The following is a 22,553-nucleotide window of genomic DNA, read 5'->3' as shown; positions in this document are numbered from 1 at the left end:
GAATGAGGCCGCGTCCTCTCCCGCGTGGGGCCTGAGTGCCCGTTCCACCTGCGGGGAGGGAAATCCGTGCCCGGATGGCCGACCGTCGACCGCGCCGAGGACAACGAGCTCGTCGAGACTCTGCTGCGCGCGACCGCCGACGCTCCCGCCAAGCTCTACGACCTGTACGCCGAACGCCTGCACGACTACGCCTTCGGCCTGGCCGGCGACCGGGACGTGGCGGCGGACGCCGTACATGACGCGCTCGTCACCGCGCAGGGAAGCGTGCGGCGGTTACGCGACCCCGGCCGGCTGCGACCCTGGCTGTACGCGCTGACCCGCTTCCAGGTACGCGCCAGGCTCGCCCACCGGCCCCCCGCGACGGGAACGCCCGCACCCGCGGAGCAGGAGCACGACGACCCCGAGCTGGCCGAGCTCGTCCACGAGACGCTGGGCGACCTCAGCGGCAACGAGCGCGAGATACTGCGGCTGTCGCTGCGCCACCGCCTGACCCCGGCCGAGGTCGCCGCGGTGCTCGGGCTGACCTCGCGGCAGGCGGCGGCCCGGCTCGGCAGGGCCCGCGACCACCTGGAGAACGCCGCCGCGGCCGTGGTGCTGGCCAGGACCGGCCGGGCGCACTGCCCCGACCTGTCGGCGATGGTGGACTCGTGGGAGGGACCGCTCACCCCGCTGCTGCGGCGGCGGCTGACCGGGCACATCAGCGGGTGCGAGGTGTGCACGGAGAGGCGGCACCGGCAGGTCTCGGCCTCGCGGCTGCTGGACATGGTGCCGGTGGAGTACCCGGCGCTCTCGCTGCGCCGCCGGGTAATTGACACGTGCGTCAGCCCCGAGCGCGACCCGACCCGGACGCTGATCATGGAACGTGGGGAGGCCTTCGACCGGACTGGCTTCCCCGTGGCCGCCGACCGGCGCCCGCGCCGGCGCAGGCCGCTCCGCCTGGCGCCGGTGGTGCTGGCGGGCGCCTGCGTGCTGGCCGCGACCGGCGCCATGGTCGTGATCAACGGCCGCGGGGCCTCCGACACCGCCACCCTGCGGCTTCCCCCCTCCCCCACGCCCTCCCAGGAGGAGGAGAGCCCCGCGCCCGAGCCCGTACCGGACCTGGACGAGCTCACGCCGTCGCCTACGCCCACGCCCACGCCGAGCCCCAGGAAGTCCGTACGGGTCCCGCCCACCCCGCGACCGGCCGCCGCGCGGCCGAGCACCCGGCCCGCCACCGCGCCCACGGCCACCCGCCGCCGGTCCGCGCCCGGTGCACGGCTCACCACCACGTGCCCGGCGTCGATCGACGAGGTGGCCGAGATCGGGCTGCGCGCCCGCCACGCCGCCGTCTCCTGGGTCGCGACCGCCTCGGAGGGCCTGGACGCCTACCCGGCCACCGGGTCGATCAAGTCCGGCGGCTCCATGCGAATCTGGGTGACGGTCGTGGACCCGTCCGGCTCCGGCAGCGGCCGCGTCGTCTTCACCTCGAACGGCGGCACCGCGACCTGCGCGTTGTCCTGGGACGGCGAGCGGCTCTCCACCTCCGAGCCGCCGGACGACCAGCTCACGACCTCCCCGGAGCCGAGCGAGTCGGCCTCCGACGCCCGGACTGCTTTACGGGAAAGCGACCCGGAGAGCGACACGGCGGGCAAAACGCCCACAAACTCACAGTAATCCTGCAGTTTAAGCCGACAAACAGGTATAAATCGGGCCCTGAGTCGAGGAACCTCAGCCAGATAGGGCATTCTGGTGTGCTTGGGGCGGCGTCGGAGCGGCAGACTGCTTGACCGTGTGCTGAAACTCACAGAAGAAAACTTTGCCCGCCGGTAAACCGGAGCGCGTCACCAAGCGTCGGCATTGACGTGTCCAGGCACCGATTGGTCCCATGAACTGCGATCCGATCGGCCTTTACCAGGAAGAGCAGGAGAGAAACAGGAGATGCTCAAGCACCGCAGAGCGCTGGCCTGGCTGCTGGCGCTCGCCTGCATAGCCGGGGCGGCGGTCGCGCTGTTCGACATACAGACGCCGTTGCGCCCGTTCCTGATCTCTCTGTTCCTCCTGGTGGTCCCAGGGGCCGCGGTGGTGGGGCTGTTGCGTGATCGTGACCCCCTTGCCGCACTATCGGTGGGGGCCGCGGCAAGCCTCGTACTGAACGTGCTTCTCGCGCAGGCCATGCTCCTCTTCGGCGCGTGGTCGCCCCGGGCAGGTGTGGCCACGGTCGCCGTGCTCGGCGGGTTCATGTACGTGCTCCGCGTGCTGTACCGGGGGAAGAGCATCCAAACCGAACAGGGGGCCAGGGCAAGGTGAACATCCAGGTAGTTCGGCCGAACGAACTCGGCGACGCCGAACGGGACCGGTGGCGTGAGCTGCAGAAGGCCGACCCGAGTCTGGACAACCCGTTCCTGTCCGTCGAGTTCGCCCTGGCGATGGACCGCTTGCGCGGCTACGTGAGGGTGGCGGTCATCTCCGACGGCGGCCGCATCGCGGGGTTCTTCCCCCACGAGCGGCACAGCTTCGGCATCGGCAAACCGCTCGGCGGCTTCCTGACCACGTGTCACGGCCTGATCGCCGGCCCGGAGCTCAACCTCGACGCGAAGGCCCTGCTACGGGCCTGCAGACTCAGCGTGTTCGACTTCGACCACCTCGTGGCGGGGCAGCCGACGTTCGCCCCTTATGAGATGGACGTGCGCCCGGCCCCGGTCATGGACTTCACCGCCGGGTTCGACGCCTGGATCGACCAGGTCAAGTCCAACTCGCCGAAAAACCTCAAGACCGTGCGTTACAAGGAGCGCAAGCTCGGCCGGGAACAGGGCGAGCTGCGCTTCGAATGGGCCTCGGCCGACCCCGAGGTGCTGCGCACGCTGCTCAACTGGAAGTCCGATCAGTATCGCCGCACCGGCCGGGTCGACAGGTTCGCCCAGCCGTGGATCGTCGAGCTGACCGACATGATGCATACCGAAAAGTCATCGGACTTCGCGGGTGTGCTGACCATGCTGTATGCGGGGGACGTACCGGTGGCCGGCCATTTCGGCCTCCGGACGGCGACCACGCTTGTAGGGTGGTTCCCCGCCTACGACACCGAGTTCGGGCGCTATTCGCCCGGCATCGTCCACCACCTGCAGATGGCCGAGGCCGCCGCGAACGACGGCCTGCACATGGTCGACATGGGTAAGGGCGGCAAGGAGTACAAAGACTGGCTGAAGAGCGGAGTCCTGTACGTTGCCGAAGGCCGCATCTCGAGACCGTCCGCGACGGCGGCGGTCCACTGGATGGGCCGAACTCCTTTGAACAAGGCCCGAACAATTGTCATGGACCGGCCGTCTCTTTATAGGGCGGCCGATCGTGTCCTCAAGGGCTTCGGTCGGGTGCGCACCTCGATGCAGCAGCAGGAGTCACCCAACTCGGTAGTCAAGGAACCAACGGGAGCGAGCTGAGCGCTCCCAAACCCGGCACAGCACAGCACACCCTCACAGCACAGGACCCTTCAATGCAGCGTTCAGCGGCCTCGCCATTCCCACAGCACCCGGGGCTGGCTTCATCCGGGCCGCGGCAGGGCTGGGTCCCGGAAGGATTTCCCTCGCCATGAGTCCCGAGATAGCCAAGTACAACGGCCAGCGCCAAGGCTCCCCCCTTCGCGCTGTGCCGTCACCCTCGAGCTTCACGCCGGTCACCCCACACCTGGCCATCTCACCCACGGTGAGCGTGGTGGTGCCGGCGATGAACGAAGCCGAGAACCTGCCGCACGTCTTCGCCACGGTGCCGCAGTGGGTCGACGAGATCGTGCTCGTCGACGGCAACTCCACTGACGACACCGTGGCCGTGGCCAAGCGCCTGCGGCCCAACGTGAAGGTCGTCACCCAGACGGGCAAGGGCAAGGGCGACGCCCTGGCCGCCGGATTCGCCGCGTGCACCAGCGACATCATCGTGATGATCGACGCCGACGGCTCGACCGACGGCAGGGAGATCGTCAACTTCGTGGGCGCGCTGGTGACGGGCGCCGACTTCGTGAAGGGCTCGCGCTACGCCTCCGGTGGCGGCAGCGACGACCTGACGATCAACCGGCGGCTCGGCAACAAGGTGCTGACCGGCATCGTCAACGTGATGTACAACACCAAGTACACCGACCTCTGCTACGGCTACAACGCCTTCTGGGCCCGTCACCTCGACGTGCTCGACCTCGACTGCGACGGCTTCGAGGTGGAGACGCTGATGAACGTGCGCGCCGCCAAGGCCGGGCTGAAGGTCCACGAGGTGCCGAGCCACGAGCGCAACCGCATCCACGGCGAGAGCAACCTGCACGTTGTACGAGATGGCTTCCGGGTGCTCAAGACCATCCTGAAGGAGTGGCGACGCCGGCCCTCTCCCTCTCAGCCTGAGCCGACCGCCACCCCTGCCGCTGACCGAGGCGTCGCATAAAAAGGACCGTTGTGAACACGTCTGTTGTCATCTGCGTCTACACCGAGGACCGGTGGGAGGACATCAGGCAGGCAGTCGAGTCGGTGGAGAAGCAGACCCGCCCGGCACACGAGCTGATCCTGGTGGTCGACCACAACCCGGACCTGCACCTGAAGCTCAAGCGTGAATATCCACAGGCCATCGTGGTGGAGAACTCGCACGAGCAGGGGCTGTCCGGGGGCAAGAACACCGGCGTGGCCACGGCCAACGGTGAGATCGTCGCGTTCCTCGACGACGACGCGGTCGCCGACGCCGGGTGGCTGGAGGCTTTGGAGGAGGGCTTCCAGAACCCCGGTGTGGTGGGCGTGGGGGGTCGGACCGACCCCCTGTGGGCGTCCTCGCGGCGCCCGCGGTGGTTCCCGTACGAGTTCGACTGGACGGTCGGGTGCACCTACCGCGGCATGCCCGAGGTACGCGCGCCCATCCGCAACGTGATGGGGGGCAACGCCGCCTTCCTACGGGACGCCGTGGCCGAGGTCGGCGGGTTCCACAGTGGCATCGGGCGCAGCGTACAGGGGCGCAAGTCCCGCCCGCTCGGGTGCGAGGAGACCGAGTTCTGCATCCGGCTGAGCCAGCGCAAACCCGGCTCGGTCATGTTGTTCGAACCGCGCGCGGTGATCGGGCACAAGGTGTCCGCGCAGCGCGAGCGGTTCGCCTACTTCAGGTCCAGGTGCTACGCGGAGGGGCTCTCCAAGGCCCTGGTGACGCAGGAGGTCGGCACCCAGGACGGGCTGGCCAGCGAGCGGGCGCACGCGCTCAAGACGCTGCCGCTCGGAGCGCTGCGCGGGGTCGGCGAGGCCCTGCGCGGCGACGTGGGCGGCCTCGGCCGGGCCGCCGCGATCGTGGTCGGGCTGGCCTGGACGACCTGGGGTTACCTGGTGGGTTCCGTACGGCTGAAGGCGGCACGCTCATGATCCGGGTTCCGATCCTGATGTACCACTCGGTCACCGACAACCCCAACCCGGAGACCAAGCCGCACGCCGTACGGCCGGGCGACCTGGCCGAGCAGGTGGCATACCTGTCGGAGAGCGGCTTCACCCCGCTCACGCTGGGCGACCTGGTCGCCTCACTGAACAAGAACAACGGCCGGTCGCTGCCCGCCAAACCGGTCGTGCTGACCTTCGACGACGGCTACGCCGACTTCCACAGCCACGCGCTGCCCCTGCTCGAACGGCATGGCTTCCCCGCCACGGTCTTCCTGACCAGCGGGTGGGTGTCCGACGCGGGCCAGGACGCCGCGGGCCGGCCGCTGGACGCCATGCTGTCCTGGACCCAGGCCCTCGAGGCGGCCCAGACGGGCATCGAGATCGGCGGGCACAGCCACAGCCATCCCCAGCTCGACCAGCTCCGCATGGACGACCTGCGGCAGGAGCTGCGCAGGAACAAGGGCCTGCTGGAGGAGAAGATCGGCGCGCCGGTCGCCACCATGGCCTATCCCTACGGCTATTCCAGCGCCCGCGTACGCCGCGAAGTGCGCAAAGCCGGTTATTTCGCTGCTTGCGCCGTGAACAACTCGCTCGCCGCCGACCGGCACGACGTGCTCGCCATCCCCCGGCTGACGGTCGGCAAGGGCACCACCCTCAGCATGTTCAAGCGCGCCGTCGAAGGCAGCTCCGTGCCCCTCATCTACCTGCGCGAGCGCATCCTCACCAAGGGGTACGCGGTCGTGCGGCGGACGAGGTACGGGCTGCAACGGGTGCGCGGAAATGTCTAAGGTCTGGAACCGGGTCCTCGTCGACCTGCGTAACCCGCTCTTCCGGCAGGGTTACTCGCTCATGGCGAACACCGTCATCACCGGTGTGCTCGGCATGGGCTACTGGCTGCTGGCCGCGCACTACTACACGCCCGAGGAGTTCGGCCGCGGCCAGGCCGTGATCACGGCGATGCGGCTGTTCGCGTCGCTGACGGCGCTGGGCTTCGTGGGCGCGCTGGCCCGCTTCCTGCCGCTGGCGGGCCGCCGCACGCCGGAGCTCATCCTGCGCGGGTACGGCCTGGCCGCCGCGACGGGCGGGGTGGCCGCCGTGGGATTCCTGCTGACGCTGCCACTGTGGGGTGAGACCTACTCGGTGCTGGCCGGATTCGGCCCCGGGTTGTTCTTCGTGGCCTCCGTGGTCGTGTGGGCCGTGTTCACGCTGCAGGACGTGGTGCTGACCGGGCTGCGCAGGGCCACCTTCGTACCCCTGAACAACCTCGTCTTCGGCGTGGTCAAGATGGGGTTGCTGTTCGCGCTGGCGGGCGCGCTGCCCGAGGGCGGGATTTTCACCTCCTGGGTCATCCCGACCGCGCTGGCGCTGATCCCGGTCAACTGGCTGATCTTCGGCCTGGTGGTGCCGAGGCACGTCCGGCAGGTCGACGCGGCCGCCCAGCCACCTCGGCTGCGCGAGGTCGGCAGGTTCCTGGCCGGGGACTTCCCTGGCACGCTGTCGATCCTGGCGATCGTCTACCTGGTGCCCGTGGTGATCGCCACGCAGGTGGGCGAGGCCACGTTCGGGCGCTTCTCGATGGCGTTCACCCTGGCGAGCATGATCGAGCTGCTGGCCATGAACATGGCGGTGTCGCTGACCGTCGAAGGCTCTATAGAACGTGCCAAACTGGCCGTGAACGCCAGGAACGCGTTGCGGCGCGCCCTCCTGGTCGTCACTCCGATCATCGCCGTCGCCATCGTCGGAGGGCCGCTGATCCTGCACATCTTCGGCTCGGACTTCGCCGACGAGGGCTCCACGTTGCTGCGGCTGATGTCGCTGGCCGTGCTGCCGAGAGTGCTGATCGAGGTCTATCTGAGCACGTTGCGGGCGCAGAGCAAGGCGCGGACGCTGGCGACCGTGCAGGTCGGGCTGGCGGTGCTGGTGCTGATCTCCGTCGCGGCGCTGTTCCCCCTCGCCGGGGTGAACGCGGTGGGGTACGGACTGCTCTTCAGCGAACTTCTCATGGCACTTTTGATCTTCGGAAATCTACGCAAAACGCTCAGATATCGCGAAACTGGCAAGCCGACTGTCACCCAGGGGTCGTCCGGGGCCGCATGATGGTCAACGTGAGGCAACGGGACGGCGATGGCATGACAACCGGGATCACCGGCTCCTCAGGCGTGCGCGGCGACAAGGAGGAGTCAGAGGTGCCCTTCGATCCGGAAGCCACGGGGGTCATCCCGCGGCTGACGTTCGATCCCCCGGCCGGTCCGGTGAAGTCCGGGTCGGACAAGGAGGCTGCGAAGGGCGCCGCCGAGGGCGGCTCCAAGAGCGGTTCCGACGGTTTCGACGGGTCCAAGGGCGGTTCTGAGGGCGGTTCCGACGGCTCCAAGGGCGGTGCTGAGGGCGACTCCGAGGGCGCCGGGAGCGCTGCCGGGGCCGCCGGTTCTCCGGGTGCGGAGAAGACGACGGCCTTCCGGCTTCCCGGGCCCGTCCGCATCGGGCAGCCGCCCGCGGCGGAGAAGGGGGCGGCCGCCGCGTCGCCGGTTGCCGGGACGCAGCCCATGAGCCTTCCGTCCGTCGGAGCGACACCCGGCGAAGGAACGCCTTCGGCCGAGGCTGCCCCGGCCGCCGGGCCGCAGCAGGCACCGGCCACCGGCCCACACCAGGCGCCAGATAGCGGACCGCGGCAAGCACCGGGCACCGGACCGCACCAGGTGCCGGGCGCCGGGCCGCAGCAGGTGCCGGGTGAGTGGCACCAGGCCGGTGGTGGGGAACCGCAGGGGGCGGGTGGCGCTGCTCTGCGGCAGCCCGCCCTGGCGGGGCCCGGTGGAGGCGCGGGGCAGCGGAGTGCCGGCGCGCCCGGGCTCGCCGGGCGGGCCGGGGCGCTGGTCGCCAGCGCGCCCAAGTGGCTGCCGGTGCTGCTGGTCCTTGAGGGCCTGTTCATGTACATCCTCGCCCTCAAGGTCTCCCCCGGCCCGCTCCGCGGCGTCAACCCGGCCGACATCGACGGGCTCGGACTGATCTCGGCGCTGCCGGTGACCGCGTTCGTCGCGATCCTGATCATGATCGTGTCGTTCTTCGTCACCGTCGCCCAGAGCACCGACCGCAAGTTCCTGCTGTTGTTCCAGATCGCGGCGATCACCTTCGCCCTGCACGGGGCCGGGGCGCTGGTGTCCAGCGAGCCGCGCTTCCCCACGGCCTACATTCATGCGGGTTTCGTGGAGTTCATCGGCAGGACGGGCGAGACCGCGATCAACATCGACGCCCGCATGGGATGGCCGGGCTTCTTCGCGCTGTTCGCGTTCGTCACCAAGGCCGCGGGCATCACCGACATGACGACGATCCTGCAGTGGACGCCGTTGCTGTCGAATCTGCTCTACCTGCTCCCGTTCGTGCTGATCCTGCGTCAGGTGGTGGCCACCACGCGGGCGCGCTGGTTCGCGGCGCTGCTGTTCGTCCTGGTGCAGTGGATCGGGCAGGACTACTTCTCGCCGCAGGGCTTCACGTTCGCCCTGTATCTGGCCTGGGTGGCGATCCTGCTGCGATGGTTCGGACGGGTGGAGCCGCGGACCAAGCCGATCCCGCCCAAGGGGCTGCGCAAGCTGCTCGGGCGACTGGACGCCATGACGCCGGGCGAGCTCGCCAACACCGGGACGTACCGGGCCGACAAGCTGCTCATGCTGATGATGCTGCTCGCGCTGTTCTTCGCGGCGACGGCCTCTCACCAGATCACGCCGTTCATGATGCTGGGCGTCGTCACGGCGTTCCTGATCTTCAAGCGGACCTCGCTGACGTGGGCGCTGGCGTTCTTCCTCGGCCTGGTGGTGGCGGCCTGGATCAGCTACATGACCGTGGGGTTCTGGGCCAGCCAGATCGACACGATCTTCGGCGGGTTCGGCGACATCATGGCGAACCTGCGAAGCAACACCGGCGACCGGATCGAGGGCACCGACCCCGCGCACACGATGGTGCTGCAGGCCCGGCTGGGCATTCTGGTGGTGATCCTGGCGCTGGCCGCGACCGGGTTGTTCCGGCGGTTGCGGCGCGGGGTGTTCGACCGGTCGGCGCTGATCCTGCTGTGCGTGCCGGTACTGGCGCTGGGACTGCAGAGCTACGGCGGCGAGATCGGGCTGCGGATCTACATGTTCGCACTGCCCGGCGCGTGCCTGCTGGCCGCGTACGCGTTCTTCCCGAACCTGCCCGCCGACAGCGCGGACGTGCGCGAAGAGACCGTGCCGATGCGCAAGCGGAACACGCGCCTCAACCCCGAGCTCACGAAGAAGCTCACAGTGGTGCTGGCGGCCTGCTTCGCGGTCCTGTTCGCGATGGCGTTCCTGCTGGCCAGGTACGGCAACGAGAAGTTCGAGCGGGTCACCACCGGCGAGGTGGCCGCCATGCGCTACGTTTACGACCACGACAAGCCCAGCGCGAGGGTGGTCTACCTGGTGCCCAAGCTGGGGGACGAGGTCACGCCGACCATGCCGTGGGGCGAGCAGGACATCGAGCGGGTCAACTTCGGCGTGCAGGCCCTCGTGCACAAGGACCCGACGCAGATCGCGGACACGGTGGCCAGCGTCAAGGCGCAGCCGCGTAACACGTACCTGATGGTGAGCGCCGGCCAGGTGAGCTACCTGCAGCTCAACGAGGGTTATCCGGCCGACTGGGGAACACGGTTCCGGGCGGCGCTGGACGCCTCGCCGGATCTGAAGCGGGTCTACTCCAACACCGACGCGGCGCTCTACACGTGGAAGAGCTTCGTCCGGGGCACGGAGATCCCGGAGCCGGAGCCGTACAAGGGGAGCGGCGATCCCAGCACGCCGTGGACGCCGGTGGGCATCGGCGCGCTGGCCGTGACCTGGGTGGCGCTCCTCGGCTACGAGATCATCCGGCTGAACGGCCCGAACCGGGCGCGGAAGGCGCGCAAACGCCTGCTGTTCCTGGCGGTTCCCGGCTTCGTGGTGGCGGTGGCGGTCATCGTCGAGCGGTTCATCTATATCGCGGCGAACAACTGAACCCCGCGGAATGCGCCCTTGTGGCCCCCGTTGGGCACAAGGGCGCGTCCCGCCCGTGCACGGTAGCCGGCCCGGCTCGGCACCCGGAATCAGGCTGACCTCCAGGTCGGTGTTCGCGTTCCGTCCCGAGACGGCGCGCCTGGGGTGGCTGCCGGTGTTCGCGGTGGCCCTGGTGGGCTGCTGGGTGCTGGTGCGCGGCCGCAGGCCGATCAGGTGATGCGGTAGCCCACGCCCGGCGTGGTGGTGATGATCGGGGGGTCGCCGAGTTTGCGGCGTAGCCGGCCGATGGTCACGGTGACGGTGTTGGTGAACGGGTCGGCGTGCTCGTCCCAGACCTGTTCGAGCAGGTCCTCGGCGCTCAGGAAGGCCGGGGTGGCCCGCAGCAGGGCCTCCAGCAGGGCGAACTCCTTGACCGACAGGTCCAGGTGGCGGCCGTCGCGGGTGGCGGTGCGGCGTACCGGGTCCAGCTCGATGCCGGCCGCGCGCAGCGTGCGCGGGCGGGCCGAGGGCCGGCGGCGGGCCAGCGAGCGGACGCGCAGCACCAGCTCGGGGAAGTGGAACGGCTTGGCCAGGTAGTCGTCGGCGCCCAGGGTCAGGCCGCTGACCCGGTCGCCGGGCGAGCCGGCCGCGGTCAGCATCAGCACCATGGCCCGGTCGTCGCGCTCGGTGATCATCTGGCAGAGGGTGTCGCCGTGGATGCCGGGCAGGTCGCGGTCGAGCACGACCACGTCGTAGGAGTTGACGTCGAGCTTGGCCGCCGCCGCCAGCCCGTCGTAGGCCAGGTCCACGGCCATGCCCTGGTCACGCAGGCCCTCGGCCAGCACGTCGGCCAGGGCCCGCGCGTCCTCCACCACCAGCACCCTCATCCCGGCACCGACGGCAGCGTGATGGCGACCCGCAGGCCACCCGCCGGCCGGGCGCTCAGGTCCAGGGCGCCGCCGTGCGCGGCGGCGACGGCCGCGACGATCGTCAGCCCCAGCCCCGACCCGTCGCCGGAGTGGGTGCGGTCCGGACCGAGCCGCTGGAACGGCCGGGCCAGCAGCGCGACCTGCTCCTGGTCGAGAGCGTCCCCGCCGGTCTCGACGACCAGCAGCGCCGTGCCGTCCGCGGCCGTGGCGGCGACCTGGATCCAGCCGCCCGGGCGGTTGTGCCGGACCGCGTTGTCGATCACGTTGTCGACCATCCGGGACAGCAGCGTCCGGCTCCCCCGCGTCCGGACGTCGCCGAGGTCGGTGCGCACGGTCAGGTCCTGGGCCGCGATGCCGGCGGCCCGGGCCTCCAGGGCCGCCGCCACGGCGTCGCCGAGCGAGACCGCCGCCCGGTCGACCATCGCGCCGTGCTGGGCCCTGGCCAGCACGAGCAGTCCGTCGAGCAGCCGATCGACCTGGTCCAGCTCGGTACGCAGCCGCCCGGCCAGCGACACGGTCTGCTCGGGCACCGGCTCGGGCTTGGCCACCGCCACGTCCAGGGAGGCCCGCATGGTCGCCAGCGGCGTCCGTAACTCGTGCGAGGCGTCGGCCACGAACCGGCGTTGCGCGGCGAACGAGCCCTCCAGCCGCTCCAGCAGCCCGTCGATGGTGTCGGCCAGATCCTTCACCTCGTCGGCGGGACCCGCCACGGCCAGCCGTTCGTGCAGGTTGTCGGCGGAGATGCGGCGGGTGGTCGCGGTGATCGCCCGCAACGGGCGCAGCACCCGGCCCGCGACGAACCGCCCCAGCACCATCGACACCACCGCCATGACGCCGAGCGCGACCGCCGACCCCAGCAGCAGTTGCCGCGACTGGTGCGTCTCCGCCTGCGCGAGCTCGGCCTCGAGCTGCCCGATGCGCTCCTGGGCGGCGGCGAGAGCGGAGGACCGGTACGGCTGCTCACCCATGGGCGCGGCCCGGCTGATGTTCGACGGGCCGCTGGCCACGACATAGGTGAGGGCCAGCAGCCCGATGGCCGACAGCAGGAACAGGGCACCGTAAAGGGCGGTGAAACGCTGCCGTACGGTCCGGGCCGGGCGTCGCGGCTTGCTCATCGGTTCTCTCTCGTCGCGGGTTCTCCAGGATGCCGTGCCGGGCCTAACAGCGGTATGACGGCCCTCGTTCGGCCCGTGTCAGGGGCACGGCCGTACAACTTCGTCGCATGCGAGCAACCATCGAAGTCATCGGCCTGCGCAAACGCTTCGGGCCCACCCTGGCTCTGGACGGGATGTCGTTCACGGTCGAACCCGGGCGGGTCACCGCGTTCGTCGGGCCCAACGGGGCGGGCAAGTCCACCACCATGCGGGTGGTCCTCGGCCTGGACGCCGCTGACGAGGGCCGGGCGCTGGTGGGCGGGCGGCCGTACCGGACCCTGCGGCATCCACTGCGCCACGTCGGCGCGCTGCTGGACGCGGCGGCGCTGCAGCCGGGCCGCACCGGCCGCGACCACCTGCTGTGGCTGGCCCACTCCCAGGGGCTGGGCGCGGCGCGGGTGACGGAGGTGCTCGACCTGACCGGCCTGGGCGGCGGGGTGGCCCGGCGCAGGGCGGGCGGGTACTCGCTGGGCATGCGGCAGCGGCTCGGCCTGGCCGCCGCGCTGCTCGGCGACCCACCGGTGCTCATGCTGGACGAGCCGTTCAACGGCCTGGACCCCGAGGGCATCGGGTGGCTGCGCGGGCTGCTGGCCGGGCTGGCCGCGGAGGGGCGGGCGGTGCTGGTGTCCAGCCATCTGCTGAGCGAGCTGCAGCACGTGGCCGGGCACCTGGTGGTGGCCGACCGCGGCCGGGTCGTGGCCGACACCGGGGTCGCGGCCCTGGCCGCGGCCACCGGCGGCCTGGAGGCTGCCTACCTGAGGCTCATCGGGCGGCGCGGCGATGCCTGAGCTCCTTCGCGCCGAATGGACGAAATTCCGCACCGTACGCGGCTGGGTGCTCACCGTCGTGGCCGCGGCGCTGGTCACCATGGTCCCCGGGCTGCTCTTCGCCGCGGGCAGCCATTCCTCCTGCAGCGAGGGCCCGATCGAGGTGCCCTGCCCGGCGCCGCTGCTGGGGCCGGACGGCGAGACCGTGGAGGACCGCTTCTCCTTCGCGCACCGGGAGCTGACCGGCGACGGCGCCCTCACCGTCCGCCTGACCTCCATGACCGGTGTCATCACCTACCCCCCGCCCGACCACGACAAGATCGTCGCGGGGCTGGTGCCGTGGGCGAAGGCCGGGATCATGGTCAAGGACGGCACGCGGCCGGGGTCGTCGTACGCGGCCGTGCTGCTCACCGGCGGCCACGGCGTGCGCATGCAGTACGACTTCGCCCACGACACCGCCGGCCGCCCCGGCGGCGTCTCCCCGCGGTCCCCGCGCTGGCTGCGCCTGACCCGCTCCGGCGACCGCCTCACCGGGTACGAGTCCCCCGACGGCCGCCACTGGACCGAGGTCGGCACGGCCCGCCTCAGCCTCCCGGACACCGTACGCATCGGCATGTTCGCCGCCTCGCCCGGCGACCTCACGGTCAAGCAGAGCGAGACGGGCGGCAGCATCGGGCAGGTACGGTTCACCCAGACCACCGCCGTCTTCGACCAGGTCAGCCTCCAGGGCGCGTGGGCCGCCACCGAAGTGGGCGACAGCCCCGGGCAGACCGACTGGGAGCGCTACCACCGCGCCAACGGCCTCGTCAGGTCCGGCGGCACGTTCACCGTCACCGGCACCGGCGACATCGCGCCCTCCGAGGACGGCCCGACCGTCCAGGACACACTCCCCGGCGTGCCGTTCGGGCTGGTCGTGGTGGTCGTGGCGGCGGTGCTGCCGATCGCGGCGGAGTACCGGCGGGGCCTGATCCGCACCACCCTGCTGGCGTGCCCGCGGCGGGGCCGGGCCCTGGCGGCGAAGGCTGCGGTGATCGGCGTGGTGGCCTTCGCCGCCGGGCTGGCCGCCGCCGCCGTGACGGCTCCGATCGGCATGAGCCTGCTGCGCGCGAACGGGTTCGTTCTCCCGCCGACGCCACTGCTCACCGAGGTACGGGTGATCGCCGGGGTGGGGATGGTCTTCGCGCTGGCCGCCGTGCTCGCCCTGGCCCTGGGCGCCCTGTTCCGGCGCGCCACCGGGGCCGTCGTCACCGCCGTGGCTCTGGTCGTGCTGCCGTACATGCTGGCGGTCTTCTCCCCCGTGCCCGACGACGTGTCGCGGTGGCTGCTGCGCCTGACCCCGGCGGCCGGCCTGGCGATCCAGCAGAGCGTCCCCGCGTACCCGCAGGTGCTGAGCCATTACGTGCCGGGCACCGGCTACTATCCGCTGCCGCCGTGGGCGGGGCTCGCGGTGACGGCCGGGTACGCCGCGCTCGCCCTGGCCCTGGCGATCCGCTCGGTGCGCCGGAGGGACGCATGAGGCGGGAACTGCATGCGGAATGGACGAAACTCCGCACTGTGCCCGGCGCCGGTCGGCTCCTGCTCGGCCTCGTCACGCTCACCGCGGCGGCGGGCGTCGCGCTGAGCGCCGGCGTGACGTGCCCGTGGGGCCGTTGCACCCAGGACACGGTCAGGCTCGGGCTCAGCGGGATCCAGCTCGGCCAGGTGTTCGTCGTGATGCTGGCGGTGAGCATGATCTCCGGCGAGTACGGCACCGGCCTGATCCGCCTCACCCTGGCCGCGATGCCCCGCCGGGCCACCGTCCTGGCCGCGAAGGCGGCCCTGCTGACCGGCCTGACGGTGGCCGGGGGCGCCGTCGCGGTGGCGGCGTCGCTGCTGGGCGCGGGCCTCGTCCTGCCCGCCCGCGGCTACCCGCCGCCGTCCCCGGCCGACGGCCCGACGCTGCGGGCGGCCCTCGGCTCGGTCCTCTATCTCGCCCTGATCGCCCTGCTCAGCCTCGGGGTCGCCACGGCGCTGCGGGAGCCGGCGGCGGCCACCGGCACGGTGCTCGGGCTGCTCTACCTCTTCCCGCTCGCCGTCCTGCTGCTCCCCGACCCGGACTGGCAGCGGCTGCTGTGGCGCCTGTCCCCGATGAACGCCGGCCTCGCCGTCCAGGCCACCACCGGCCTGGACGGCCTGCCCCTGGATCCGTGGACGGGCCTGGCCGTGCCCGCCGCCTGGGCCACGGCGGCCCTGCTGGCCGGCGGGCTGGCGCTACGGCGCCGCGACGCCTAGCCCACGCTCGTGGTCAGGCGGCGCCGCGGTGCCCAGCCCGCCGGCAAGGCGTCACCGCCGCGCCTGACCTCCGCTCGTGGTCAGGCGCCGCCGCGACCGGCCCACTTGATCTCGTAGGGCGCCAGGGACACCTGCTTGCCGTCCACCGACGCCGTCACGGGCTGGTCAGAGGTGTTCACCATGACCACCTGGCGCTGCTGTGCGAGCACCCGCACCCGGTTGTCCGACGACTGCACGCCGACCAGCCCCACTCCCGTGGGGAACCACTTGGCGAAACCGCTCAGCAGGCCCGCCATCGGCAGTTCGCCGCCCACCTTGGGGGCCCACAGGCAGCCCGGGCACTCGCCCGCCTCGTTCAGCTGCGGATTCCAGTAGAGAGCCGTCGTGACGCCGCTCCTGGCGAACTCCATCAGGGCCGTCGCCTGCACCGCCGTGCGCTTCTCCTCCGACCAGCCGGAGTTCTCCGGCTCGACGTACCACTCCGCCCACCACACGGGCATGTCGCCGCTCTGCTGCCGCAACCACTGCGTGATCGCGCCGAACTTCGCCTGAGCCGCGAAGTCGTCGGGCACGTTGCGCTTGTCGTCCTTGGCCACGGACGCGCCGTCCACCACGATGAAGTCGGCGCCCTTCTTGTGCTGGATCCAGTATTTGATCGCGTCCAGCGACCGCTGGTCCACCGTGCCCCAGGGGCCGCTCAGCTCCGAGGAGGCGGCGGCACTGGAGTTGGTGTCGATCGACACGTACGGCCCGCCGACCTGGATCGCCGGGTTGACCTCCTTCAACGCCGTGTAGACCTGGTTGTAGAGCTCGGTGTAGCCCTTGGCGTCCCATTTGTTCGTGCTCGGGTTCCAGAAGCCCTTGAGCTCGTTCCACACCATGAAGTGCCGGACGGTCGGATACTGCTCGGCGACCCGCGCGGCCAGCTTGGCGTAGTCGGCGAAGTGCTCGGGTTCCGGGGCGACCGTGGGGTTCTTGCTCCAGTCCGTACGCCCGGCCTGCCCGCCCTTCATCCAGTCCGGCGCGCAGCACAGCGTGATCACCGGCACCGCCCGCGACGACGACATGAACTTCAGCCGCCGGTTGAGATCGCGGAAGTTGAACTGCCCCGGGCTCGGCTCGGGATTGCCCACCCCCCAGCCCATGATGTGCTGGTTCTGCAGCATCGGGACGCGGCCCAGCAGGTCTCTGGCCTCGTCCAGGACCGGCTCCGGCTCGTTGTCGGCACTGAACTGGGTGTGCGTGACCCCCCAGCGGGGCCAGGCGTCCAGCGCCGGGGGCTGCTCCAACTCGGGCGCGGGCTCGCTGGGGACCGTCGTGGCGATGTCGGTGCCGTTGAACTCACTGCGCGACTTGGCCCGGTTGGAGGCGTAGAACATGATGCCCGCCACCAGGACGATCGCCAGGAAGCCGGCTCCCAGGGCGACGGGCCCTCGTGATCGTCGGCGCGCGTGCCGGCCGTCGGTCGGAATCACGGTAGCTCCTCGGGGTGTGCGAGCAAGAGGGAGACCCTCTGAACGTACTGAAGGGCTGGGCAAGGCCCAGCCCTAATGACGCTAATGGTCCCACCTACCAGGAACTTGCCGTCACTGAACCCCTGGCGGCCGCTGCCCTCCGGCCGGACCGGGGACCCCGGCATAACGGTAGGGCACCGGCGGGCGCCCGGGTTGCACGACGAGGAGAGTACCGGAGGTCTCGGCATAGAAGGCGGACTCGACGGCGGCGGCCACGTCCTCGGCCGACAGCAGCGGGAAGCCCGCGTTGACGAACATCTCCCGCGTCTCGGCGACCAGCGGCGTGTCCGTGAAGCCGGGACAGACGGCGCCGATGCGCACGTTCTGCTCGGCCAGCGGCTTGGCCAGCCCTCTGACCAGGCCGACGACGGCATGCTTGGTCATGGTGTAGATCGGGTCGCCGGCGAAGCCGACCAGGCCCGCCAGAGACGAGGTGACCACGATGGCGCCGCCGCCGGAGCGTACGAGCAGCGGGAGGCTGGCCCGGACGCCGAACACGACGCCGTCCACGTTCACCGCGACCACCTTGCGGTAGCGCTCCAGGTCGAAGTCCGCGAAGTCCACCCGCCCGCTGATCCCGGCGTTGAGGTGGACGAGGTCGAGCCGGCCGTAGCGCCGCCCGGCCAGCGCGACCGCCTCCCGCGAGGCCTCCTCCTGGCTGACGTCGGCGGCCAGCCACGCGCCCTCCACCTCCTTGGCCAGCCGCTCCACGCCCTCACCGTTGAGGTCGACGAGGACGCATTTGACGCCACCCGCCGACAGTCGCCGAGCCACGGCCGCCCCGATGCCGCTGGCCGCTCCGGTGATCAGTGCAACTGTGCTCATGGCGCTCCCTGCGAGATTCCGGTAAGTGGTTCAGGGCTGGTCGAGCATGCGATGCGCACGGGTGATCAGAGTGGGCACGGCCGAGCCGATGCGGTCGAACCCCTCACCGACGGTCTTCCCTTGCCGGAACCTGGCGTGGATACCCTCCACGATGACGGCGAGCTTGAAGTTGCCAAAGGCCACATAGAACCCAAGATCCGAAATATCCCTGCCCGACACTTTCTGGTAGTGCCCAGCGAACTCTGCGGCATTCATGAATCCGGGCGCCACCGTCACATCCCCCGCCACCGGGATCCCCGCCCGCTCCTCGTCCCCGCGATCGTGCCAGTACGTCAGCGTCAGCCCCAGATCCGCCAGCGGATCCCCGAGTGTGGACATCTCCCAGTCGACCACCGCCAGGATGTCGAGGTCCGCCGGCCTGATCAGCGTGTTGTCCAGCCGGTAGTCGCCGTGCACCAGCGTGTTCGCCGAGGTGGCGGGCAGGCGCTGCCGCAGCCGCTCCACGAGCCGGTAGTAGTCCGGCAGATCCGCCGTCTTCGACCGCTCCCACTGCTGGCACCACCGGTCGAGCTGCCTGGCCATGTATCCCTCGGGCCGGCCGAAGTCACCCAGCCCCACCTCGCGGTAGTCCACGGCGTGGATGGCGGCCAGCACCTCGGCCAGCCGCTCCGACAGCCGCCGCGTCTGCTTCTCGGTGGGCCGCCCCAGCTCCTCCCGCGTCCGCACGGCGGCGCCGGGCACGTATGCCATGAGGTAGAACGGCGCGCCGATCACGTCCTCGTCCCCGCAGAAGGCGACCGGCTCGGGCACCGGCACGGGCGTGGGCGCCAGGGCCGAGATGACCCGCCACTCCCGCCGCATGTCGTGGGCGGTGGGCAGCACGTGACCGAGCGGCGGGCGGCGCAGCACCAGGCGGCGCTCCCCGGTCTCGACCAGGTAAGTCAAATTGGACCGGCCGCCGGAGATCAGCGAGACGGACCGGGGCTCGCCCGCGTCGGGCACGTGACGGCTCATCCATGCGTACAGGCGGGGCTGGTCTACGCCGGGAACGGTCATGGACACACATTAGAACGTCACTCGGTCCTGAAAGCTAGCTGGTAGTTGTGTAACGTTCCGGACCTGCGACGATGTGATCAGGCGAGATCCTTTACCCTGGCCGTATACGCCTGCACGCATGCTGGCCGGGCAGTGGTATGCCGACAGTAGGAGCCCATGCACGTCACCCTTGCCCTCCCCCGTGAGCTGGGACAAACAGAGCTGAGCCGTTGGCGGGCTCTTCAGGAGTCGGATCCGACCCTGGACAATCCCTTTCTGTCCCCAGAGTTCACCATCACCGTCGGAGAACTCCGCGATGCCGTGCGTGTCGCGGTTCTTTACGATGCTTCTGACATCGTGGGCTTTTTCCCCTTTGAGAGGCATCCTATGGGCATCGGCAAGCCGGTCGCCGCGGGACTGACCGACGCGCAGGGGCTGGTGTGCGTGAAGGACTTCGAGTTCGACCCGATCCGGCTGATCAAGGATTGCGGGCTGGCCGTCTACGAGTTCGACCACCTGGTCTCCGGGCAACCGCTGCTCAGCGAGCGGCACGAGAGGCACCCGTCGCCGATCATCGACCTGCGCGACGGCTATGAGCGTTACACCGAGTGGTTGCGGGAGCACTCCGGCAAGACGTACAAGTCGACACTGGCCAAGTCCCGCAAGCTGCAGCGTGAGGCGGGAACGTTCCGCCACGACTACGCGACGACCGACCTCGAGCCGCTGCGCACACTGCTCGGCTGGAAGACCGACCAATACCGGCGGACCGGGCGCACCGACAGGTTCGCCCACCAGTGGATCGTGGAGCTGGTGGAGCGGCTGCTGACCACCCGGTCGGAGAGCTTCGCCGGGGTGCTCGACATGGTCTACGCGGACGACCAGCCGGTGGCCGGGCATTTCGGGCTGCGCACACGCAGGACGCTGGCCGGGTGGTTCCCCGCCTACGACACCCGTTTCGCGAAATACTCCCCCGGCCTCATCCAGCACCTGGCGATGACCGAGCGGGCCGCCGAATCCGGCATCCAGGTGATCGACATGGGCCGGGGCCAGAAGGAATACAAGGACAAGCTCAAGAACGACGAGTTCGAAGTGGCCGAGGGCCGGGTGGCCCGGCTCGGCCCGGCGGCGGGCGTGCACTGGATGATGCGGGTGCCGGTGCGCAAGACCCGGGCCACGGTGCTGGCCCATCCGCTACTTCTCAAGACCGCCGACAAAGCGCTCAAAACCTTGGGACGACTCAGGACCGTCGTACAAGGGTGAAGTTCATCGCACAGCGCACGGATCGTCACTTCCTGTTGCCGCCTTCCAACCGCCTGGACCTCTACCTGGCACTACGTGCTGGCCGTCGAGCACGAGTCCGACCTGCGGGCCCTCACCACCGCCCGCGACGCCCTGCTCATCCCCGCCTCACCGCGGGCCGACGTGGTCAGCGTGGCCACTTCGATGGCCCGCCAGGCGGCGCTCAAGCTCGGCCTCGTGCGCCCCGCGCTCGCCCTCGCCCGCGCCCTGCCCGTCCTGCGCCGCCTCAAGCCCCCGACGCAGAGCCCGCCCTGAGCTCGGTATCCAGGATCAGACCGGCCAGGATCCGGCAGCCACGGCGGACGTCGTTGAGCGAGGCGGAGCCGTACCCGATCACCAGGCCGTGCAGGCGCTCGCGGCCGTGGTGGTGGCGCTCCACGGAGTCGAGCAGCACGCCGCGCTCCCTGGCCCGCTCGATCAGGCCGGGCACCACGTCCGGAGGCAGCTCGGCGAGCATGTGCAGCCCGGCCGTGTCGCCGCGCAGGCGGCAGACGGGCCCGAGCAGCTCCACCACGGCGGTGCGGCGGCGCGCGTATTCCAGGCGCATCCTGCGCAGGTGCCGGTCGAGGTCGCCGCGCTCCAGGAGGGTGGCCACGGCCTGCTGCACGGGGCCGGAGGTGCGGTCGCCCACGGCGCGGCGCAGCGCGGCGACCCTGCTCACCAGCCCGGCCTCGCCCACCAGCCAGCCCACGCCCACGTCGGGCGCGAGGGTCTTGGACAGCGTGCCCAGCAGCACCACCCGCGACGGATCAAGGCCGTAGAGGGCGGGCAGCGGCGCGACGTCGTAGCGGAACTCGGCGTCGTAGTCGTCCTCCACGATCGTCGCGCCGGTGCTCCTGGCCCAGGCCAGCAGCCGCTCCCTGCGCGGGATCGGCAGCCGCCCGCCCAGCGGATACTGGTGGGCGGGCGTGGTGTAGAGCACCCGCAGATCGCGGGGCAGCCCGTCCACGATCACGCCGTCCTCGTCCACCGGGCACGGCACGACCTCGGCGCCCCTGGCCGCGAACACCGTGCGCGCCGCGTGGTAGCCCGGGTCCTCCACCCCGGCCCGGCGGCCGGCGCCGAGCAGGGCCATCGCGCACAGGTCGAGCCCGTTGCCGGTGCCCCTGGTGACCAGGATGTTCTCCGGGCCGACGGCCATGCCCCTGGCCCGCCTGAGGTGGTCGGCCAGCAGCTCCCTGAGGTGCGGCAGGCCGTACGGGTCGGGCGCGTCTCCGGGCGGCAGGTCGGCGGCCCGGCGCCAGGCCCGCTTCCAGGCCGCCCGGTCGTAGTCCCGCACCCAGGGCCGGCCCGGCGTGAGATCGATCCACTCGGCCGGAGGCGGCGTCGGGGCCGGGACGTGGGAGCTCTCGCGGGGCGGGCTGGGCGCCTCCCTGTCGGCGATGATGTCGGCCACGAACGTCCCCGAGCCGTGCCGCCCGTCCAGCCACCCCTCCGCGTAGAGCTGCTGGTAGGCCTCCGTGACCACGGTCCTGCTCACCGCGAGCTGGGCCGCCAGTGCCCGCGAGGACGGCAGCCGCTCGCCCGGGGCCAGCGTGCCGTCCAGCATGGCGCGCCGCAGCCAGTCCGCGAGCTGCGCGGTGAGCGGCGCGTCCGAGCCCCGCTGCAGCGATATGGGCAGGTCAACCTGGGTACGCACGTAAGTGGTCTCTACGAAGGGCTCGATAGTGGCCCTACAGCATAGGTCCACTTCGTCGTTACGGTCGAATCATGCTCTCTTCCACACCGCGCACCACCCTCGGCCGCGAGAAGCAGCGCGGCAGCACCGACCGGAACGATCTCTACGAGGTGCTCGACAGCGGACTGGTCTGCCACCTGGGCGTGCTGGCGAACGGACACCCCATGGTGGTGCCCACCGGCTACGGGCGTATCGGCGAGACCCTCTACCTGCACGGCTCCACCGGGGCCTCGTCGCTGCGCGCCGGGGACGGCAGCGAGGTGTGCGTCACGGTCACGCACCTGGACGGCGTCGTCCTGGCCCGCTCGATCTTCCACCACTCCGTCAACTACCGCTCGGCGATCATCTACGGGCGGCTCCGGCTGGTGACGGACCCCGAGGAGCGCATGGAGGGGCTGCGGGCCCTGGCGGAGCAACTGGCTCCGGGCCAGTGGGACTACGTCCGCCGGCCCTCGCGCAAGGAGCTGGCCGCCACGGCCGTGCTGGCGCTGTCGCTGGCGGAGGCGTCGGTCAAGATCCGGCGCGGCGGGCCGAAGGACGAGCCGGAGGACTACGAGTCGCCGGTGTGGGCAGGGGTGCTTCCGCTGGTCACGTCATGGGGCGAACCCGAACCTGATTCGGTGCTCCCAGAGGGTATCGGCACGCCGGTTCACATCCTCCGTCGGGAGTAGTTCCATAAATCCGGAACCACCTGGCCAACTCGCCTCCTTGATCGTACGTCTCATCAGGTGGGCCGGCCCCTGATGGG

The 22,553-nt window shown here is 70.8% G+C and carries 21 protein-coding genes; 15 read left to right on the top strand and 6 right to left on the bottom strand.

Annotated features, from left to right (window positions below; all coding sequences use genetic code 11):
- The first annotated feature begins 66 nt into the window (after positions 1-66).
- The 9 genes from ABGB18_RS34400 (at position 67) to ABGB18_RS34360 (ending at position 10,571) form a co-directional block, all read left to right on the top strand.
- On the top strand, positions 67-1,653 hold the full coding sequence (locus ABGB18_RS34400; protein WP_347699831.1) for a sigma-70 family RNA polymerase sigma factor: 1,587 nt from the start codon (positions 67-69) through the stop codon (positions 1,651-1,653).
- Positions 1,654-1,917: 264 nt separating this feature from the next.
- Positions 1,918-2,286, top strand: coding sequence for a hypothetical protein (locus tag ABGB18_RS34395; protein ID WP_347699830.1), 369 nt, complete (start codon positions 1,918-1,920; stop codon positions 2,284-2,286).
- On the top strand, positions 2,283-3,413 hold the full coding sequence (locus tag ABGB18_RS34390) for a GNAT family N-acetyltransferase (protein WP_347699829.1): 1,131 nt from the start codon (positions 2,283-2,285) through the stop codon (positions 3,411-3,413). The genes ABGB18_RS34395 and ABGB18_RS34390 overlap by 4 nt, the downstream gene beginning before the upstream one ends.
- A 205-nt stretch (positions 3,414-3,618) precedes the next feature.
- Positions 3,619-4,395, top strand: a complete 777-nt coding sequence (locus ABGB18_RS34385; protein ID WP_347699828.1) for a glycosyltransferase family 2 protein — start codon at positions 3,619-3,621, stop codon at positions 4,393-4,395.
- An 11-nt stretch (positions 4,396-4,406) separates the two neighbouring features.
- The gene (locus ABGB18_RS34380) at positions 4,407-5,348 is read left to right on the top strand and encodes a glycosyltransferase family 2 protein (RefSeq protein ID WP_347699827.1); all 942 of its coding nucleotides are present in this window, start codon (positions 4,407-4,409) and stop codon (positions 5,346-5,348) included.
- Positions 5,345-6,148, top strand: a complete 804-nt coding sequence (locus ABGB18_RS34375; RefSeq protein ID WP_347699826.1) for a polysaccharide deacetylase family protein — start codon at positions 5,345-5,347, stop codon at positions 6,146-6,148. The genes ABGB18_RS34380 and ABGB18_RS34375 overlap by 4 nt, the downstream gene beginning before the upstream one ends.
- Entirely contained in the window at positions 6,141-7,457 is a 1,317-nt protein-coding gene (locus tag ABGB18_RS34370; protein WP_347699825.1) for a hypothetical protein, read from the top strand. The genes ABGB18_RS34375 and ABGB18_RS34370 overlap by 8 nt, the downstream gene beginning before the upstream one ends.
- A 32-nt stretch (positions 7,458-7,489) precedes the next feature.
- Positions 7,490-10,354 (top strand): hypothetical protein, encoded by a 2,865-nt coding sequence (locus ABGB18_RS34365; protein WP_347699824.1) that lies wholly within the window; start codon positions 7,490-7,492, stop codon positions 10,352-10,354.
- A gap of 55 nt (positions 10,355-10,409) precedes the next feature.
- Positions 10,410-10,571: a hypothetical protein gene (locus tag ABGB18_RS34360; protein ID WP_347699823.1), complete on the top strand. Its 162-nt coding sequence runs from the start codon at positions 10,410-10,412 to the stop codon at positions 10,569-10,571.
- Here the strand turns inward: ABGB18_RS34360 and ABGB18_RS34355 are convergent.
- Together ABGB18_RS34355 and ABGB18_RS34350 are read right to left on the bottom strand one after the other, a co-directional pair.
- On the bottom strand, positions 10,564-11,220 hold the full coding sequence (locus ABGB18_RS34355; protein WP_347699822.1) for a response regulator transcription factor: 657 nt from the start codon (positions 11,218-11,220) through the stop codon (positions 10,564-10,566). The genes ABGB18_RS34360 and ABGB18_RS34355 overlap by 8 nt on opposite strands.
- The gene (locus ABGB18_RS34350; RefSeq protein ID WP_347699821.1) at positions 11,217-12,377 is read right to left on the bottom strand and encodes an ATP-binding protein; all 1,161 of its coding nucleotides are present in this window, start codon (positions 12,375-12,377) and stop codon (positions 11,217-11,219) included. The genes ABGB18_RS34355 and ABGB18_RS34350 overlap by 4 nt, the downstream gene beginning before the upstream one ends.
- 107 nt (positions 12,378-12,484) lie before the next feature.
- Between ABGB18_RS34350 and ABGB18_RS34345 the strand changes: the two genes are divergently transcribed.
- Genes ABGB18_RS34345 through ABGB18_RS34335 form a run of 3 tightly spaced genes read left to right on the top strand, consistent with a single transcriptional unit; the run spans position 12,485 to position 15,454 of the window.
- The gene (locus ABGB18_RS34345) at positions 12,485-13,204 is read left to right on the top strand and encodes an ATP-binding cassette domain-containing protein (protein ID WP_347699820.1); all 720 of its coding nucleotides are present in this window, start codon (positions 12,485-12,487) and stop codon (positions 13,202-13,204) included.
- A complete protein-coding gene (locus ABGB18_RS34340) occupies positions 13,197-14,699 on the top strand; it encodes a hypothetical protein (protein WP_347699819.1) in 1,503 nt (500 codons plus the stop codon). Before ABGB18_RS34345 ends, ABGB18_RS34340 begins: the two co-directional genes overlap by 8 nt.
- Positions 14,696-15,454: an ABC transporter permease subunit gene (locus tag ABGB18_RS34335; RefSeq protein WP_347699818.1), complete on the top strand. Its 759-nt coding sequence runs from the start codon at positions 14,696-14,698 to the stop codon at positions 15,452-15,454. The genes ABGB18_RS34340 and ABGB18_RS34335 overlap by 4 nt, the downstream gene beginning before the upstream one ends.
- An 80-nt stretch (positions 15,455-15,534) precedes the next feature.
- Here the strand turns inward: ABGB18_RS34335 and ABGB18_RS34330 are convergent, their stop codons facing one another.
- The 3 genes from ABGB18_RS34330 to ABGB18_RS34320 all read right to left on the bottom strand — a co-directional run bounded on the left by ABGB18_RS34330 (position 15,535) and on the right by ABGB18_RS34320 (position 18,849).
- The gene (locus ABGB18_RS34330; RefSeq protein WP_347699817.1) at positions 15,535-16,929 is read right to left on the bottom strand and encodes a xylan 1,4-beta-xylosidase; all 1,395 of its coding nucleotides are present in this window, start codon (positions 16,927-16,929) and stop codon (positions 15,535-15,537) included.
- Between the two features lie 111 nt (positions 16,930-17,040).
- Positions 17,041-17,793: an SDR family oxidoreductase gene (locus ABGB18_RS34325; RefSeq protein ID WP_347699816.1), complete on the bottom strand. Its 753-nt coding sequence runs from the start codon at positions 17,791-17,793 to the stop codon at positions 17,041-17,043.
- Positions 17,794-17,823: 30 nt separating this feature from the next.
- Positions 17,824-18,849: a phosphotransferase family protein gene (locus ABGB18_RS34320; RefSeq protein ID WP_347699815.1), complete on the bottom strand. Its 1,026-nt coding sequence runs from the start codon at positions 18,847-18,849 to the stop codon at positions 17,824-17,826.
- Between the two features lie 366 nt (positions 18,850-19,215).
- Between ABGB18_RS34320 and ABGB18_RS34315 the strand changes: the two genes are divergently transcribed.
- A complete protein-coding gene (locus ABGB18_RS34315) occupies positions 19,216-20,088 on the top strand; it encodes a GNAT family N-acetyltransferase (RefSeq protein ID WP_347699814.1) in 873 nt (290 codons plus the stop codon).
- 75 nt (positions 20,089-20,163) lie between these two features.
- Complete coding sequence (locus tag ABGB18_RS34310; RefSeq protein ID WP_347699813.1) at positions 20,164-20,382, top strand: hypothetical protein; 219 nt, start codon at positions 20,164-20,166, stop codon at positions 20,380-20,382.
- Here ABGB18_RS34310 and ABGB18_RS34305 read toward each other — a convergent pair.
- On the bottom strand, positions 20,354-21,766 hold the full coding sequence (locus ABGB18_RS34305; protein ID WP_347699812.1) for a PLP-dependent aminotransferase family protein: 1,413 nt from the start codon (positions 21,764-21,766) through the stop codon (positions 20,354-20,356). The genes ABGB18_RS34310 and ABGB18_RS34305 overlap by 29 nt on opposite strands.
- A gap of 71 nt (positions 21,767-21,837) precedes the next feature.
- Between ABGB18_RS34305 and ABGB18_RS34300 the strand changes: the two genes are divergently transcribed.
- Entirely contained in the window at positions 21,838-22,476 is a 639-nt protein-coding gene (locus ABGB18_RS34300) for a pyridoxamine 5'-phosphate oxidase family protein (protein WP_347699811.1), read from the top strand.
- The last annotated feature ends 77 nt before the right edge of the window (positions 22,477-22,553 follow it).

This window comes from Nonomuraea sp. B12E4, assembly GCF_039871825.1.
Taxonomy (GTDB): domain Bacteria; phylum Actinomycetota; class Actinomycetes; order Streptosporangiales; family Streptosporangiaceae; genus Nonomuraea.
The sequence above is the reverse complement of the archived record's forward strand: the minus strand, read 5'-3'. Positions and strand labels throughout refer to the sequence as shown.